This is a genomic window from Pseudomonas sp. 4CAES_32.4 (assembly GCF_058136335.1).
Map to the genome: position 1 here is coordinate 6,065,581 of NZ_CM176882.1, position 15,310 is coordinate 6,080,890.

Genomic DNA, 15,310 nt, shown 5'->3' on the forward strand with positions numbered 1-15,310 from the left:
CAAGCCGCAAGCTAGAGCTGTCCGCGCAGGGCTCTAGCTTGCCGCTTGTAGCTCGACGCTTGCCGCTGTTTTTTTACATCCAGCCACATTCCGCCATCGACAGCGGCTCGCCATCACCGACGATGAAGTGATCAAGCACCCGCACATCAATCAGCTCCAGCGCCTTCTGCAAACGCTTGGTCAGCAGTCGATCCGCCTGACTGGGGTCAGTGTTCCCCGACGGATGGTTGTGGCACAGGATCAACGCCGCGGCGTTATTGGCCAGACATCGTTTCACAATCTCTCGGGGATGCACGCTGGTGTTGTCGATGGAGCCGCGAAACAGCGTCTCGAATGTGAGTACTTGATGTTTGGAGTCGAGAAACAGGCAAGCAAATACTTCGTGCGGCTCGTGACGCAGCATTGCTTTCAGATAGTCGCGAACGACTTTAGGGCTTTCCAGGGCGGGTTTCTGCCGTGACTTCTCGGCCAGATGCCTTTTGTTCATCTCCTGAGCCGCTTGCAGTTGCGCAAACTTCGCCGGCCCGAGACCCAATTGTTTGCTGAATGCGTCCTGATCGGCCTCGAGCAGCAAACGCAGGCTGCCGAATTGAGTCAGCAGATTGCGCGCCAGATCCACAGCACTTAATCCGGGCAATCCGGTACGCAGAAAAATCGCCAATAACTCAGCGTCCGAAAGGCTCGCTGCCCCGTGCTCCAATAACCTTTCCCGCGGGCGTTCCGCCGCAGGCCAATCGCGAATACTCATACACATTCCCTGTCTGTGGGCGCCGCTGTTCCGTAGCGGTCGCTGTGATATCTTAGCCCATCTTTTTTGCGGGCGAATTCACCCTGGGGAGGGGGTTTCGCCACGTATGTCACCCACGAAATGAAAGGCAGACCTATGCAGCGGCTGTATCGGAAACGCATCGTTCTGGGCGTCGGCGGCGGCATCGCGGCCTACAAGAGCGCTGATCTGGTTCGTCGCCTGATCGACCAGGGCGCCGAAGTGCGTGTGGTCATGACCCACGGCGGCGCCGAGTTCATCACCCCGCTGACCATGCAGGCACTGTCCGGCCACCCGGTGCACCTCGACTTGCTCGACCCGGCGGCTGAAGCTGCGATGGGCCACATCGAGCTGGCCAAATGGGCCGACCTGGTGCTGATCGCCCCGGCGACCGCCGACCTGCTCGCCCGTCTTGCCCAAGGCATTGCCAACGATTTGCTGACCACGCTGGTGCTCGCCACCGACGCTGTCGTCGCGGTTGCTCCAGCGATGAACCAGGCGATGTGGCGCGACCCGGCGACCCAGGCCAACCTGCAACTCCTTGAAAGCCGTGGCCTGAAGACTTTCGGCCCGGCCTCGGGCAGCCAGGCCTGCGGCGACGTCGGCATGGGCCGGATGATGGAGGCCACCGACCTCGCACAATGCGCGGCAGACTGCTTCCAGCGTCAGGCACTGACCGGCAAACACGTCGTCATTACCGCCGGCCCGACCCAGGAAAACATCGATCCGGTGCGCTACATCACCAACCACAGCTCCGGGAAAATGGGTTTTGCCCTCGCCGAAGCAGCGGTTGAAGCCGGCGCCCGCGTTACGCTGATCAGCGGCCCGGTGCACCTGCCGACGCCGGACCGCGTCACGCGCATCGACGTGGTCAGTGCCCGCGACATGCTCGCGGCCTGTGAATCGGCGATCCCGTGCGACGTGTTTATCGCCTCGGCAGCCGTAGCGGACTACCGCCCGGAAGTCGTCGCCCCGCAAAAACTCAAGAAAGATCCTACGAGCGGTGACGGCTTTGTCCTGCAAATGGTGCGTAACCCAGACATCCTGGCCACCATCGCGACCCGTCCCGACCGTCCGTTCAGTGTCGGCTTTGCCGCCGAGACCGAACACCTGCTCGACTACGCTGCACGCAAGCTGAAGGACAAGAATCTCGATTTGATCGTCGCCAACGACGTCGCCAACCCGAGCATCGGTTTCAACAGCGAAGAAAACGCCTGCAGCGTGATTGACCGTGAGCTGCACGCCACGGTTTTCGCCCAGACCAGCAAGAGCAAGATCGCTCGCCAACTGGTCACTTTTATCGCCGAACGTCTGAACCAGGTTTAATTTACATGCACGCTTTGCAAGCCAAGATCCTCGACCCACGCATCGGCACCGAATTCCCGCTGCCGCAATACGCCACGCCAGGCTCCGCCGGCCTCGACCTGCGCGCCATGCTGGATCAGGACATTGTGATCAAGCCGGGTGAAACCGTACTGATCCCCACCGGTCTGTCGGTTTACATCGGCGACCCGAACCTCGCCGCGCTGATCCTGCCGCGCTCGGGCATGGGCCATAAGCACGGCATCGTGCTGGGCAACCTCGTTGGCCTGATCGACTCGGATTATCAAGGCCCGCTGATGGTGTCGTGCTGGAACCGTGGCCAGACCGACTTCACCATGACCGTCGGCGAACGTCTGGCGCAACTGGTGCTGGTACCGGTGGTACAGGCGCACTTCGAAATGGTCGAAGAGTTCGTCGAAACCGAACGCGGCACCGGCGGGTTTGGCCACACCGGCACCAAATAACGGAATACATCTCCTGTAGGAGCTGCCGAAGGCTGCGATCTTTTGATCTTGATCTTAAAAAACAAAGTCAAAAGATCGCAGCCTTCGGCAGCTCCTACGGGGGAAATTTGTGCAATTTGTGCGACAGGTTTTAACACCGAAAATCAAGGTTTTGCCGGGCGAAAGCCGCGCCGGGCGAGGCGTCATGGCCCTTTCATACCACGAACTCTCTGTGGAAAACGCCGTCATACCCTTCAGTTTGAGCCTGCCGTCGAACGATTCGTCGGTCTGTCCCGCCACTTTCGAGATGGAGCATTTCCGTAGATGAGCACCCCAGCCAAGATTGCCCCGAAGCTGCCCGACAGCATTTTCCGCGCCTATGACATTCGCGGCACCGTGCCGGAATTCCTCAATGCCGAAACCGCTTACTGGATCGGCCGCGCCATCGGTTCGCAGAGCCTCGCTCAAGGTGAGCCGAATGTGTCCGTCGGTCGTGACGGCCGCTTGTCCGGCCCGGAACTGGTTGCAGAGCTGATTCGCGGTATCGCCGAGAGCGGCTGCCATGTCAGCGATGTCGGTCTGGTGCCGACGCCGGCGCTGTATTACGCCGCCAACGTCCTGGCCGGCAAGTCCGGGGTCATGCTCACCGGCAGCCACAACCCGTCGAACTACAACGGCTTCAAGATCGTCATCGCCGGCGACACCCTCGCCAACGAACAAATCCAGGCCCTGCACGAGCGCCTCAAGACCAACAACTTGAGCAGCGGCAATGGCAGCGTCACCCAAGTCGAGATCCTCGACCGCTACAACACCGAAATCGACCAGGACATCAAACTGGCGCGACGCATGAAGGTTGTGGTCGACTGCGGCAACGGCGCGGCCGGCGTGATCGCCCCGCAACTGATCGAAGCGCTGAACTGCGAAGTCATCCCGCTGTTCTGCGAAGTCGACGGTAACTTCCCGAATCACCACCCGGATCCGGGCAAGCCTGAAAACCTCGTCGACCTGATCGCCAAGGTCAAGGAAACCAACGCCGACATCGGTTTGGCCTTCGACGGCGACGGCGACCGTGTCGGCGTGGTGACCAACACCGGCAGCATCGTTTACCCCGATCGTCTGCTGATGCTGTTCGCCCGTGACGTGCTGGAGCGCAACCCCGACGCGGAAATCATCTTCGACGTCAAATGCACCCGTCGCCTGGTGCCGCTGATCAAGGAATACGGTGGTCGGCCGCTAATGTGGAAGACCGGTCATTCGTTGATCAAAAAGAAAATGAAACAATCCGGTGCGCTGTTGGCCGGCGAAATGAGCGGGCACATCTTCTTCAAGGAGCGCTGGTTCGGTTTCGATGACGGTATCTACAGCGCTGCACGGCTGCTGGAGATCCTCAGCAAGGAAAAATCCACCGCGGAAGAGCTGTTTGCGACCTTCCCGAACGATATTTCTACGCCGGAAATCAATATCCATGTGACCGAAGAGAGCAAATTCAGCATCATTGATGCACTGCACGACGCACAGTGGGGCCCAGGCGCTGACCTGACCACCATCGACGGCGTGCGAGTCGATTACGCCAAAGGCTGGGGCCTGGTGCGCGCGTCCAACACCACACCGGTGCTGGTGCTGCGCTTCGAGGCCGATGACGAGGCAGAACTTGCGCGTATCAAGGACGTGTTCCACGCCCAACTGAAACGTGTTGCACCTGATCTCCAACTACCGTTCTGATCCACCGGAGCCCTGAATGACCCTCGAACGCGATGCCGCCGCCAACACTGCCAAGGTCCTGTCCGAAGCGCTGCCTTACATCCGACGTTATGTCGGCAAGACCCTGGTGATCAAATACGGCGGCAACGCGATGGAAAGCGAGGAGCTGAAAACCGGCTTCGCCCGCGACATCGTGCTGATGAAAGCCGTGGGCATCAACCCGGTGGTCGTGCACGGTGGCGGCCCGCAGATCGGTGATCTGCTCAAGCGTCTGTCGATCGAGAGCCACTTCGTCGATGGCATGCGCGTCACCGACGCCGCGACCATGGACGTGGTGGAAATGGTCCTCGGTGGCCAGGTCAACAAGAGCATCGTCAACCTGATCAACCGCCACGGCGGCAGCGCCATCGGCCTGACCGGTAAAGACGCCGAACTGATTCGTGCGAAGAAGCTCACCGTCACCCGTCAGACCCCGGAGATGACCCAGCCGGAAATCATCGACATCGGCCACGTCGGCGAAGTCATCGGTATCAACACTGACCTGCTCAACCTGCTGGTCAAAGGTGATTTCATCCCGGTGATCGCGCCTATCGGCGTCGGTGCCAACGGCGAGTCGTACAACATCAACGCTGACCTGGTGGCTGGCAAAGTCGCTGAGGCTTTGAAAGCTGAAAAGCTGATGCTGCTGACCAACATCGCTGGCCTGATGGACAAGTCGGGCACCGTGTTGACCGGCCTGAGCACCCAGCAGGTCGACGATCTGATTGCCGACGGCACGATCTACGGCGGTATGCTGCCGAAGATCCGTTGCGCGCTGGAAGCGGTTCAGGGCGGTGTGGGGAGTTCGCTGATCATCGACGGTCGCGTGCCGAACGCAATCCTGCTGGAAATCTTCACCGACACCGGTGTGGGCACGCTGATCAGCAATCGCAAGCGTCCCTGATCGCTGAAACATAAAAGATCGCAGCCTGCGGCAGCGCCTACAAAAACGAATTTCGTCTGTATGAAATTTCTGTAGGCGCCGACGAAGACTTCGATCTTTTTTGTGCGCGAGAGAAACGTCCGACGCTCATCAGCGAAGCGTCCGACATCGCGAAAGCAATAATCCTCATAGGATCTTCCCTGAATCCACAGGAGATCCTCCCCATGCAAAAAGACCACGTACCTTACGGCAGCGATGTTTCAGCAGGCACTTACGAATGTGCCGATTGCGGACACGAATACTCCAACCAGTCGAAAACCTCTCTGCCACCCTGCCCCGACTACCAACCCAGCACTCATGTGCTCAACGGCTGGAATATCTTGAGCGGCCAGGGCGATGCAGCGGCAGATCCGTACCCGGATCAGTCTTCCCAATAATCGTGGAGGACTGAATCATGCAGATCTCGTTCACGATCGACGCCGACGCTTTCGAGCAGGAACAGAAGGAACCAGTCAAAAAGACGCTGCGCATCAACGACGCCGAAATTGCTCACGCTCTTCAGCGCATCGCCAAGGCCAGCCTGACCGAATACCTGAAAATGCTGGTCGAGGGTGGCATGCCCAGCCGGGCTGACGAGGCCAAGCAGGATCGTCTGCTGTACTTGATTCAAAGCTACTTCGGGCAGACCTTGCCGACCGAATCGCAAATCTCGACGATCTTTCAGCTGACCCAGAGCCAAAGCAAAACCCTGCTGAAGAACACGGTGTCGCGCTTTCGCAATCAGCTCGATGACATCCTGCAACACAGCATGCGTGCGGTCGTGGCGTCTGCGGAATATGCGCAAACCGTGTATCTGGTGGTCATCAGCTCGGACGTGATTCGTGACGAGTTGAACATGCTGATCACGCAGAATGAGCCGACCTTCAAACCCATCACCAAACGCAAAGGCAGCGCCGGGCAGTTCGAGATCAGTGAGGATTCTCACGATTTGCTGTGCGCGACGCTCGGACTCAATGCCGTTCAGTGACATCGTCGCGGTCAGTGGCCTGCTGCTGACCCTGACTACTTTTCTGTTCAACTTGGCTTGGCCGACACTTAACCAAGCCTTGGCGCTGGATGAATTCCAATCAGGCCCGCAGAACAGAAGGCGTAGCCGGGAAAAAGTCAGGGATGCTTTTTACTGGCGAGCGCTGCCACTGACGTGCGCTTTTGCGACGTTGTTTTACGTCAATTTGCCCGCCGCCGTACGCATCTTGCGCAGCAGTGAATTCGCTCCATGGGATTTTGATGTGGATCGCACGCTGTATGTCATGGTGGTGATCGCGCTGCTGGCTTTTGCGCTGATAAACGTAGGCCTGACCGTGAAGCTGCTGAGAAAATGGCGAAAGCTGTGCTAACTGAAAACCAAAAGACCCCGCTCAGCGTGACTGAACGGGGTCTTTTTATTGCCGAAAATCCGACGTGGGAGCGAGCTTGCTCCCACAGGACTGCGATCAGACGCCAAACTGGGCGCGATACGCTTCCACGGCTGGCAGGTGCTGCTTGAGCTGCGGATCGTCAGCGAGGAATTCGAGCACCTGATTCAGCGAAACGATGCTGATCACCGGGATGCCGAAGTCGCGCTCGACTTCCTGGATCGCCGACAACTCACCGTTGCCACGCTCCTGACGGTTCAGGGCGATCAGCACGCCGGCGGCCTTGGCGCCGTCCTGGGAAGCAATGATCTGCATAACTTCGCGAATAGCGGTGCCAGCGGTGATCACGTCGTCGATGATCAGCACGTCGCCGGTCAACGGCGCGCCGACCAGGCTGCCACCTTCGCCGTGAGCCTTGGCTTCTTTGCGGTTGAAGCACCATGGCAGGTCACGGTCGTGATGCTCGGCCAGCGCAACGGCTGTGGTCGCTGCCAAAGGGATGCCTTTATAGGCAGGGCCGAACAGAACGTCGAAAGGAATGCCGCTTTCGGCGATGGCTGCGGCGTAGAAACGCCCCAGTTGCGCCAGGGCCGAGCCCGAGTTGAACAGGCCGGCATTGAAGAAGTAAGGACTGGTGCGCCCGGACTTCAGGGTGAACTCACCGAAGCGCAAAACGCCGCGATCGATGGCAAAACGAATGAAATCGCGCTGATACGCTTGCATGAAAAAAACCCCAAATACCACGGATTTAGCTAATTAGCTTGACGCCGTGTATCATACACGCACGCGATTTTTGGGGCCATTTATGCGGATCATCAGTGTGAACGTCAATGGTATTCAGGCTGCAGTCGAGCGTGGTTTGCTCAGTTGGCTGCAAGCACAGAATGCCGACGTCATCTGCCTGCAGGACACCCGTGCCTCCGCCTTTGAACTGGATGACCCAGCCTTCCAACTGGATGGCTACTTCCTTTATGCCTGCGATGCTGAAGTCCCTGCCCAAGGTGGCGTGGCTTTGTATTCGCGGTTGCAACCGAAGGCTGTCATCAGCGGTCTCGGTTTCGAGACGGCCGACCGCTACGGGCGCTACCTGCAAGCAGATTTCGACAAAGTCAGTATTGCCACCTTGCTGCTTCCTTCGGGGATGAACGGCGATGAGGACTTGAACCAGAAGTTCAAGCTCATGGACGACTTCGGCAAGTACCTGGACAAACAGCGACGCAAACGTCGCGAGTACATTTATTGTGGCTCGCTGTACGTGGCGCAGCAGAAGCTCGACATCAAGAACTGGCGCGACAGCCAGCAATCCCCGGGCTTCCTGGCGCCAGAACGCGCCTGGATGGACGAGATTGTCGGCAACATGGGTTATGTCGATGCCCTGCGCGAAGTCAGCCGTGAAGGCGACCAGTACAGCTGGTGGCCGGACAACGAACAGGCCGAGATGCTCAATCTGGGCTGGCGCTTCGACTACCAGATCCTGACGCCAGGCCTGCGACGCTTCGTGCGCAGCGCACGCCTGCCACGTCAGCCGCGGTTCTCGCAGCATGCGCCGCTGATCGTCGACTACGACTGGACGCTGACCATCTAAGCGTCATCTCGCCGTACAAAAAATGCCCGTATCGCAAGATACGGGCATTTTTCATGCGTCAGTCAAAGCAAATCCAAACCTAAACAGCCACGAAGAATGGCAGGGCCAGATACAGCTTGATCACGATGACATTGATGATGTCGATGAAGAACGCCCCGACCATCGGTACCACCAGAAACGCGATCTGCGACGGCCCGAAACGCTGCGTCACTGCCTGCATGTTGGCAATAGCGGTCGGTGTCGCGCCGAGGCCGAAACCGCAATGCCCCGCCGCCAGCACGGCTGCATCGTAATTGCTGCCCATTACCCGGAACGTCACGAAAATCGCAAACAGCGCCATGACCAGCGCCTGCACGGCCAGAATGATGAAGATCGGCAACGCCAGCGCCGCCAGATCCCACAATTTGAGCGACATCAGCGCGATTGCCAGAAACAGCGACAGGCTGACGTTGCCCAGCACCGAGACTTCACGCTCAAACACCTGATACAAGCCCAGCGCCGAAAGGCCGTTGCGCAAAACCACACCCACAAACAGCACGCAGACGAACGTCGGCAATTCGAGCGCAGTGCCTTGCAGCCAACCATTGAGCAGGCTGCCGGCCAGAAGGCTCACGGCAATCAAGGCCAGGGTTTCGATAAACGAGAAGGGTGTGATTGAGCGTTCTTTGTTCGGTTGCTCAAAACCCTTTGGCAGTCGCGGCGCCTCCTGTTGATTGCAGCCGGGCACTTCGACGCGTTTGATCAGCAAGCGTGCAACCGGGCCTCCGATCAGACCACCCAACACCAAACCAAACGTCGCGGAGGCCATCGCCAGTTCGGAAGCCGAAGCCAGACCGTACTTCTCGCTGAACACCGTGCCCCATGCGGCTCCAGTGCCGTGGCCGCCCGCCAGGGTAATGGACCCGGTCAGCAGCCCCATCAACGGGTCAAGCCCGAGCAGGGTTGCCAATCCAATACCCATCGCGTTCTGCACCACCAACAATCCGGTGACTGCCAAGAGGAATACCCCAACAATGCGCCCGCCTTTCTTCAGGCTGGCGAAGTCGGCACTCAGTCCAATGGTGGCAAAAAAGGCCAGCATCAGCGGCGTTTGCAGCGAAGTATCAAAGCGAACTTCAATATTGAACGATCGCAGAATCAACAACAGCAATGCGACTACCAGGCCACCGGCCACGGGTTCAGGAATATTGTAACTGCGCATGAAACCGACGCGTGTAACAAGTCCGCGCCCAAGTAAAAGTACCAGGGAAGCGGCCACGAGCGTTCCGTAAAAATCGAGCTGAATCATATGGATTATTCTTGGCTAGATATTCATGGGCGAATTGTTTACCTACATCCGCCCTATGAACTGGCTGATTGTCTCAACACTGATTACTGAGGAATTCAAGAGCCTTCGATGGCTTGAATATATCGAAATATTTCAGTAGCAATATTACGCGGGGGCCAACTCTACCAACCGCCTCACCTCATTGCCAAGGACATGAGCCGTCACTGGCGCACGCAGTTGTGACTAAAAATGTAATTACTGGATTTATACAGATTATTAACTACCAGTCATCGCCACCAGAGAATTCCTACATACAAAACCCAAATAATTAAGTTACGGAAATAAAAAAGCCCTGACATGTCAGGGCTTTTTTTAAATATTGCCAAATGCTATTTATTTAATCAGTCGCCAAGTAAATGGATAACGGTACGGAAAACCCTCGTTAGCCTTCACACCACCAATGATCGTCAGAATCAACGCACCGATGGCCAACAGACCAAACAGGAAGAATCCGATAATCAGCACCATCAGCAGGAAGCAGATCGCCGATGCGATGGCGACGGTGATCTGAAAGTTCAGCGCCTCTTTACCCTGCGCATCGATGAACGGGTCCATCTCGCGCTTCATCTGCCAAAGGATCAACGGCCCGATCAGCGTACCGAACGGGATCCAGATCCCCAGCAAGGCGGACAAGTGACAAAACACCGCCCATTGGCGAACCTCCTGGCTCGGTTTGGGCAGCAACTCTTGCTCACTCATCGCGTACTCCTTGCGGTTATGAACCTGCTCAGTCGGCCAGTGCAGCCTTTTGCAGTTCAAAGATCTCGTTCATGCCTTTCTTGGCCAGCTCCAGCATGGCGTTCAGGTCTTCAGGCTGGAACGGCGCGCCTTCAGCAGTACCCTGCACTTCGATGAAACCACCGGTGCTGGTCATCACCACGTTGAGGTCGGTCTCGGCAGCGGAATCTTCAAGATAGTCCAGATCCAGCACCGCCTCGCCCTGATACATGCCAACCGATACCGCGCCGATCATTTGCTTGAGCGGGTCGCCGCCTTTCAGGCCGCCGCGCTTCTTGATCACTTTCAACGCATCAACCAGCGCAACCATGGCGCCAGTGATGGACGCAGTGCGAGTACCGCCGTCAGCCTGGATCACGTCGCAATCGACATACAGGGTCACATCGCCCAGCTTGGACATGTCCAGCGCAGCGCGCAGGGAACGACCGATCAGACGCTGGATTTCCAGGGTGCGACCGCCCTGCTTGCCACGGCTGGCTTCACGCTGGTTACGCTCGCCGGTGGCACGCGGCAGCATGCCGTACTCGGCGGTCAGCCAACCCTGGCCTTGGCCCTTGAGGAAACGCGGCACGCCGTTTTCGACGCTGACGGTGCAGATGACTTTGGTATCACCGAATTCGACCAGCACCGATCCTTCGGCGTGTTTGGTGTAGTTGCGGGTAATGCGGATCGAGCGGAGCTGATCGGCAACGCGACCACTTGGACGTTTCATAGGAAATACCTGTACTGGGGACGGAAAACTGCCGAGCATTATAGAGCGCCGCACCGCGACTGGGCACTGCTTAAAAAATCCGCGCGACGACCGAAGCCCCTGAAACACGCATTACCGACGGGCTGCAGCCCTTTGTCACACCGTGTGTTTGGGCGCATTCGCCGCACTGCGCTACAATCCTGCGCCTTTGCTGCCAGTCGGCTTACATTCATTGATATCGCGCCTGCGGAACGACTGTTCCGCGCCGATCTGCATTGCGAGGTCACCGCCATGGTGCACAGCATGACCGCCTTCGCCCGCGTCGAGAAAGCCGGCGTCCAGGGCACCCTGAGCTGGGAACTGCGTTCGGTCAACAGCCGCTATCTGGAACCGCACCTGCGCTTGCCGGAGTCATTCCGCGACCTCGAAGGCGCGGTGCGTGAAGCGCTGCGTCAGGGCCTTTCGCGGGGCAAACTGGAATGCACCCTGCGTTTCACCGAAGAAAGCACCGGCAAAGCGCTGCAAGTCGATCGCGAGCGCGCCGCGCAACTGGTCGCCGCCGCCGAAACCATCGCTGGCCTGATCAAAAACCCTGCAGCATTGAACCCGCTGGAAGTGCTGGCCTGGCCCGGTGTACTGGTCGGCGATGCGACGGATCCACAGGCGTTGAACGCCGAGGCGCTGGCCCTGTTCAATCAAGGCCTGAAGGAACTGAAGGCTGGCCGCGAGCGCGAAGGCGCGGAGCTGGCCCGGTTGATCAACGAGCGCCTAACGTCGATCGAAGAAGACGTCGTGACTCTGCGTGAACTGGTGCCGCAAATGCTGGCAACCCAACGCCAGAAAGTCCTCGACCGCTTCGCCGACATGAAAGCCGAGCTGGATCCGCAGCGCCTTGAGCAGGAAATGGTCATCCTCGCGCAAAAGAGCGATGTGGCCGAAGAACTGGATCGCCTGAGCACCCATATCATCGAAGTGCGCCGGGTACTGAAATCCGGCGGTGCGGCCGGTCGTCGCCTCGACTTCCTGATGCAGGAGCTCAACCGCGAAGCCAACACACTGGGCTCCAAGGCCTTTGATCCGCGTAGCACCCAAGCCGCCGTCAACCTCAAGGTGTTGATCGAGCAGATGCGCGAACAAGTGCAGAATATTGAGTAAGGCAATCCTGACATGACCCACAGCACCGGCACCCTGTACATCATTTCCGCCCCTTCGGGCGCAGGCAAGAGCAGTCTGGTCAAGGCTTTGACCGACGCCAAACCGGAGATCCGCGTCTCTGTCTCGCACACCACCCGCGCCATGCGTCCGGGCGAAGTGGATGGCGTGAACTACAACTTCGTCTCCCGCGAAGCCTTCGTGAAGATGGGCGAGCATGGTGATTTCCTTGAGCGTGCCGAAGTGTTTGGCAATCTCTACGGCACCTCGCAAAGCCACCTGCAGCAAACCCTGGACGCCGGCCACGATCTGATTCTGGAAATCGACTGGCAAGGCGCCGAGCAAGTGCGCAAGCTGATGCCGCAGGCGCGTTCGATCTTCATCCTGCCGCCATCGCTGCAAGCCCTGCATCAGCGCCTGACCAACCGTGGCCAGGACAGTGACGAGATCATCGACGGCCGCATGCGTGAAGCCGTCAGCGAAATGAGCCACTACGTCGACTACGACTACTTGATCATCAACGACGATTTCGCTCACGCACTGGACGATCTGAAGGCGATTTTCCGCGCCAATCAACTGATTCAGAAGCGCCAGCAGCAGCTTCATGGCAAATTACTGGCCGAACTGCTCGGTTAATCAGCACTTCCCAAAATGCCTGCAAGCGCTTTACATTGGCGCTTGCAGCGCGTTGAAGGGCTTGGTTAAAAAATCAGCGCTTCCCTAATCGCTGGTGATTTTTTAAACTGTTGAGTCCGCTCGCCCAACCGGGCAGCGCGCATCTTGCATTCGCTCCGAGGAATACCATGGCCCGCGTAACCGTTGAAGACTGCCTAGAACACGTGGATAACCGCTTTGAGCTGGTCATGCTCTCTACCAAGCGTGCCCGTCAACTGGCCACCGGCGGCAAAGAGCCACTGGTCCAGTGGGAAAATGACAAGCCGACTGTTGTCGCCCTGCGTGAAATCGCTGAAGGCCTGATGAGCTACGAGTTCATCGCCGAGCAAGAAATCGTCCACGAAGATCCTGTCTTCGCTGCGTTCGAGGACGAGTCCAACGAGGCCGTTTAAGCCTATGCCTGGTCGACGTAGCACGGCGCGGGATCACAGCTTACGGCAGGAGTCATCATGCCGAGCATAGACGCCCTCGCCGATCGCTTATCGACCTACCTCGGCAACGACCAGGTCAACCTGGTCCGCCGAGCGTATTTCTACGCCGAACAAGCCCATGACGGTCAACGCCGTCGCAGCGGCGAGGCGTACGTCACGCATCCTCTTGCCGTGGCCAATATTCTTGCCGACATGCACATGGACCATCAGAGCCTGATGGCTGCGATGCTGCATGACGTGATCGAAGACACCGGTATCGCCAAGGAAGCGCTGCAAGCGCAGTTCGGTGAAACCGTGGCCGAACTGGTCGACGGGGTCAGCAAACTGACCCAGATGAATTTCGAGACCAAGGCCGAAGCCCAAGCCGAAAACTTCCAGAAAATGGCCATGGCCATGGCACGCGACATTCGCGTGATCCTGGTCAAACTCGCCGACCGCCTGCACAACATGCGCACGCTGGAAGTGCTGTCCGGCGAAAAACGCCGGCGGATCGCCAAGGAAACCCTCGAAATCTACGCGCCCATCGCCAACCGGCTGGGCATGCATGCGATCCGCATCGAATTCGAAGACCTCGGCTTCAAGGCCATGCACCCGATGCGTTCCGCGCGGATCTACCAGGCGGTCAAACGCGCCCGGGGCAACCGCAAGGAAATCGTCAACAAGATCGAAGAATCCCTCGGCCATTGCCTCGCTATCGACGGCATCCAGGGCGAAGTCAGCGGTCGTCAGAAACACCTCTACGGCATCTACAAGAAAATGCGCGGCAAGCGTCGGGCCTTCAACGAGATCATGGACGTCTATGCGTTCCGGATCATCGTCGACAAGGTCGATACCTGCTACCGCGTGCTAGGTGCTGTACATAATTTGTACAAACCGTTGCCGGGCCGCTTCAAGGATTACATCGCGATCCCCAAGGCCAACGGCTATCAGTCGCTGCACACGACATTGTTCGGCATGCATGGCGTACCGATCGAGATCCAGATCCGTACCCGCGAAATGGAAGAGATGGCCAACAACGGCATCGCTGCCCATTGGTTGTACAAATCCAGCGGTGACGAACAGCCGAAAGGCACTCACGCCCGCGCCCGTCAGTGGGTCAAAGGCGTGCTGGAAATGCAGCAACGTGCCGGCAACTCGCTGGAATTCATCGAAAGCGTGAAGATCGACCTGTTCCCGGACGAGGTCTACGTGTTCACGCCAAAAGGCCGGATCATGGAGCTGCCGAAAGGCTCCACGGCGGTCGATTTTGCCTACGCGGTGCACACCGACGTCGGCAACAGCTGCATCGCCTGTCGGATCAATCGGCGTCTCGCACCGTTGTCCGAACCGCTGCAAAGCGGCTCCACGGTCGAGATCGTCAGCGCCCCCGGTGCACGACCAAACCCGGCGTGGCTCAACTTCGTCGTTACCGGCAAGGCGCGCACGCACATTCGTCATGCGCTGAAACTGCAGCGTCGCTCGGAATCCATCAGCCTCGGCGAACGCCTGCTGAACAAAGTCCTCAACGGTTTCGACAGCGCGCTGGAGAAGATTCCGGCCGAACGCGTCAAGGCGATGCTCACCGAGTACCGCCTGGAACTGATCGAAGACTTGCTCGAAGACATTGGCCTGGGCAACCGCATGGCCTACGTGGTCGCCCGTCGCCTGCTGGGCGAAGGCGAACAACTGCCAAGTCCGGAAGGCCCGCTGGCGATTCGCGGCACCGAAGGTCTGGTGCTCAGCTACGCCAAGTGCTGCACGCCGATCCCGGGCGACCCGATTGTCGGGCACTTGTCGGCGGGCAAAGGCATGGTGGTGCACCTGGACAACTGCCGCAATATCAGCGAAATCAGGCATAACCCGGAAAAATGCATCCAGCTCTCGTGGGCCAAGGATGTCACCGGCGAATTCAACGTCGAACTGCGCGTCGAGCTGGAACACCAGCGCGGCCTGATCGCCCTGCTGGCCAGCAGCGTCAACGCAGCCGACGGCAATATCGAGAAAATCAGCATGGACGAACGCGATGGTCGCATTAGCGTTGTCCAGTTGGTGGTCAGCGTCCACGACCGTGTGCACCTGGCCCGCGTGATCAAGAAGCTGCGCGCCTTGACCGGGGTGATCCGCATCACCCGCATGCGTGCATAACTCAACCATTACAAGGA

16 protein-coding genes and 1 pseudogene are annotated in these 15,310 nt (G+C 58.5%); 12 read left to right on the plus strand and 5 right to left on the minus strand.

Translation table 11 applies throughout. The features are described from left to right. Positions 1-73: 73 nt before the first annotated feature. Positions 74-748, minus strand: coding sequence for a RadC family protein (gene radC / locus AC3Y64_RS27440; RefSeq protein ID WP_489985879.1), 675 nt, complete (start codon positions 746-748; stop codon positions 74-76). A 135-nt stretch (positions 749-883) separates the two neighbouring features. Here radC and coaBC point away from each other — a divergent pair, with 135 nt between their 5' ends. The 7 genes and pseudogenes from coaBC to AC3Y64_RS27475 all read left to right on the plus strand — a co-directional run bounded on the left by coaBC (position 884) and on the right by AC3Y64_RS27475 (position 6,552). Continuing rightward, a complete protein-coding gene (gene coaBC / locus AC3Y64_RS27445; protein ID WP_122604565.1) occupies positions 884-2,092 on the plus strand; it encodes a bifunctional phosphopantothenoylcysteine decarboxylase/phosphopantothenate--cysteine ligase CoaBC in 1,209 nt (402 codons plus the stop codon). A 5-nt stretch (positions 2,093-2,097) separates the two neighbouring features. Continuing rightward, positions 2,098-2,553 carry a dUTP diphosphatase gene (gene dut / locus AC3Y64_RS27450; RefSeq protein ID WP_095049326.1) on the plus strand — a complete coding sequence of 152 codons (456 nt, stop codon included), beginning with the start codon at positions 2,098-2,100 and terminating at the stop codon, positions 2,551-2,553. A gap of 324 nt (positions 2,554-2,877) precedes the next feature. Beyond that, positions 2,878-4,254, plus strand: a pseudogene (locus tag AC3Y64_RS27455) (phosphomannomutase/phosphoglucomutase); the annotation flags it as partial. Positions 4,255-4,270: 16 nt separating this feature from the next. Continuing rightward, entirely contained in the window at positions 4,271-5,176 is a 906-nt protein-coding gene (argB, locus tag AC3Y64_RS27460; protein WP_064389560.1) for an acetylglutamate kinase, read from the plus strand. A 203-nt stretch (positions 5,177-5,379) separates the two neighbouring features. After that, positions 5,380-5,592, plus strand: a complete 213-nt coding sequence (locus AC3Y64_RS27465; protein WP_489985880.1) for a hypothetical protein — start codon at positions 5,380-5,382, stop codon at positions 5,590-5,592. A gap of 17 nt (positions 5,593-5,609) precedes the next feature. Then, positions 5,610-6,182 carry a hypothetical protein gene (locus tag AC3Y64_RS27470; RefSeq protein ID WP_489985881.1) on the plus strand — a complete coding sequence of 191 codons (573 nt, stop codon included), beginning with the start codon at positions 5,610-5,612 and terminating at the stop codon, positions 6,180-6,182. Beyond that, complete coding sequence (locus AC3Y64_RS27475; RefSeq protein ID WP_489985882.1) at positions 6,169-6,552, plus strand: hypothetical protein; 384 nt, start codon at positions 6,169-6,171, stop codon at positions 6,550-6,552. The genes AC3Y64_RS27470 and AC3Y64_RS27475 overlap by 14 nt, the downstream gene beginning before the upstream one ends. A gap of 96 nt (positions 6,553-6,648) precedes the next feature. On the opposite strand, the gene pyrE is transcribed toward AC3Y64_RS27475, so the two are convergent. Further along, complete coding sequence (pyrE, locus tag AC3Y64_RS27480; RefSeq protein ID WP_008078597.1) at positions 6,649-7,293, minus strand: orotate phosphoribosyltransferase; 645 nt, start codon at positions 7,291-7,293, stop codon at positions 6,649-6,651. An 82-nt stretch (positions 7,294-7,375) separates the two neighbouring features. Between pyrE and crc the strand changes: the two genes are divergently transcribed. Then, complete coding sequence (gene crc, locus AC3Y64_RS27485) at positions 7,376-8,155, plus strand: catabolite repression control protein Crc (protein WP_007920349.1); 780 nt, start codon at positions 7,376-7,378, stop codon at positions 8,153-8,155. A 79-nt stretch (positions 8,156-8,234) separates the two neighbouring features. Here crc and gltS read toward each other — a convergent pair whose 3' ends face one another. The 3 genes from gltS to rph form a co-directional block, all read right to left on the minus strand. Next, positions 8,235-9,443: a sodium/glutamate symporter gene (gene gltS / locus AC3Y64_RS27490; RefSeq protein ID WP_489985883.1), complete on the minus strand. Its 1,209-nt coding sequence runs from the start codon at positions 9,441-9,443 to the stop codon at positions 8,235-8,237. A 372-nt stretch (positions 9,444-9,815) separates the two neighbouring features. Next, the gene (locus AC3Y64_RS27495) at positions 9,816-10,181 is read right to left on the minus strand and encodes a DUF4870 domain-containing protein (RefSeq protein ID WP_489985884.1); all 366 of its coding nucleotides are present in this window, start codon (positions 10,179-10,181) and stop codon (positions 9,816-9,818) included. A gap of 28 nt (positions 10,182-10,209) precedes the next feature. Continuing rightward, a complete protein-coding gene (rph, locus tag AC3Y64_RS27500) occupies positions 10,210-10,932 on the minus strand; it encodes a ribonuclease PH (protein WP_122594509.1) in 723 nt (240 codons plus the stop codon). Positions 10,933-11,202: 270 nt separating this feature from the next. Here rph and AC3Y64_RS27505 point away from each other — a divergent pair, with 270 nt between their 5' ends. The 4 genes from AC3Y64_RS27505 (at position 11,203) to spoT (ending at position 15,293) form a co-directional block, all read left to right on the plus strand. Further along, complete coding sequence (locus tag AC3Y64_RS27505) at positions 11,203-12,066, plus strand: YicC/YloC family endoribonuclease (protein WP_489985885.1); 864 nt, start codon at positions 11,203-11,205, stop codon at positions 12,064-12,066. Between the two features lie 12 nt (positions 12,067-12,078). Further along, positions 12,079-12,699: a guanylate kinase gene (gmk, locus tag AC3Y64_RS27510; RefSeq protein ID WP_122594507.1), complete on the plus strand. Its 621-nt coding sequence runs from the start codon at positions 12,079-12,081 to the stop codon at positions 12,697-12,699. Positions 12,700-12,866: 167 nt separating this feature from the next. Next, on the plus strand, positions 12,867-13,130 hold the full coding sequence (rpoZ, locus tag AC3Y64_RS27515) for a DNA-directed RNA polymerase subunit omega (RefSeq protein ID WP_122594506.1): 264 nt from the start codon (positions 12,867-12,869) through the stop codon (positions 13,128-13,130). 57 nt (positions 13,131-13,187) lie between these two features. After that, entirely contained in the window at positions 13,188-15,293 is a 2,106-nt protein-coding gene (gene spoT / locus AC3Y64_RS27520) for a bifunctional GTP diphosphokinase/guanosine-3',5'-bis pyrophosphate 3'-pyrophosphohydrolase (RefSeq protein WP_064589822.1), read from the plus strand. Positions 15,294-15,310 lie beyond the last annotated feature (17 nt).

Bases quoted from the DNA above. Each gene is read 5' to 3' on its own strand.
- radC (WP_489985879.1), bottom strand. From the start codon at position 748: ATGAGTATTCGCGATTGGCCTGCGGCGGAACGCCCGCGGGAAAGGTTA.
- coaBC (WP_122604565.1), top strand. From the start codon at position 884: ATGCAGCGGCTGTATCGGAAACGCATCGTTCTGGGCGTCGGCGGCGGC.
- dut (WP_095049326.1), top strand. From the start codon at position 2,098: ATGCACGCTTTGCAAGCCAAGATCCTCGACCCACGCATCGGCACCGAA.
- argB (WP_064389560.1), top strand. From the start codon at position 4,271: ATGACCCTCGAACGCGATGCCGCCGCCAACACTGCCAAGGTCCTGTCC.
- AC3Y64_RS27465 (WP_489985880.1), top strand. From the start codon at position 5,380: ATGCAAAAAGACCACGTACCTTACGGCAGCGATGTTTCAGCAGGCACT.
- AC3Y64_RS27470 (WP_489985881.1), top strand. From the start codon at position 5,610: ATGCAGATCTCGTTCACGATCGACGCCGACGCTTTCGAGCAGGAACAG.
- AC3Y64_RS27475 (WP_489985882.1), top strand. From the start codon at position 6,169: ATGCCGTTCAGTGACATCGTCGCGGTCAGTGGCCTGCTGCTGACCCTG.
- pyrE (WP_008078597.1), bottom strand. From the start codon at position 7,293: ATGCAAGCGTATCAGCGCGATTTCATTCGTTTTGCCATCGATCGCGGC.
- crc (WP_007920349.1), top strand. From the start codon at position 7,376: ATGCGGATCATCAGTGTGAACGTCAATGGTATTCAGGCTGCAGTCGAG.
- gltS (WP_489985883.1), bottom strand. From the start codon at position 9,443: ATGATTCAGCTCGATTTTTACGGAACGCTCGTGGCCGCTTCCCTGGTA.
- AC3Y64_RS27495 (WP_489985884.1), bottom strand. From the start codon at position 10,181: ATGAGTGAGCAAGAGTTGCTGCCCAAACCGAGCCAGGAGGTTCGCCAA.
- rph (WP_122594509.1), bottom strand. From the start codon at position 10,932: ATGAAACGTCCAAGTGGTCGCGTTGCCGATCAGCTCCGCTCGATCCGC.
- AC3Y64_RS27505 (WP_489985885.1), top strand. From the start codon at position 11,203: ATGGTGCACAGCATGACCGCCTTCGCCCGCGTCGAGAAAGCCGGCGTC.
- gmk (WP_122594507.1), top strand. From the start codon at position 12,079: ATGACCCACAGCACCGGCACCCTGTACATCATTTCCGCCCCTTCGGGC.
- rpoZ (WP_122594506.1), top strand. From the start codon at position 12,867: ATGGCCCGCGTAACCGTTGAAGACTGCCTAGAACACGTGGATAACCGC.
- spoT (WP_064589822.1), top strand. From the start codon at position 13,188: ATGCCGAGCATAGACGCCCTCGCCGATCGCTTATCGACCTACCTCGGC.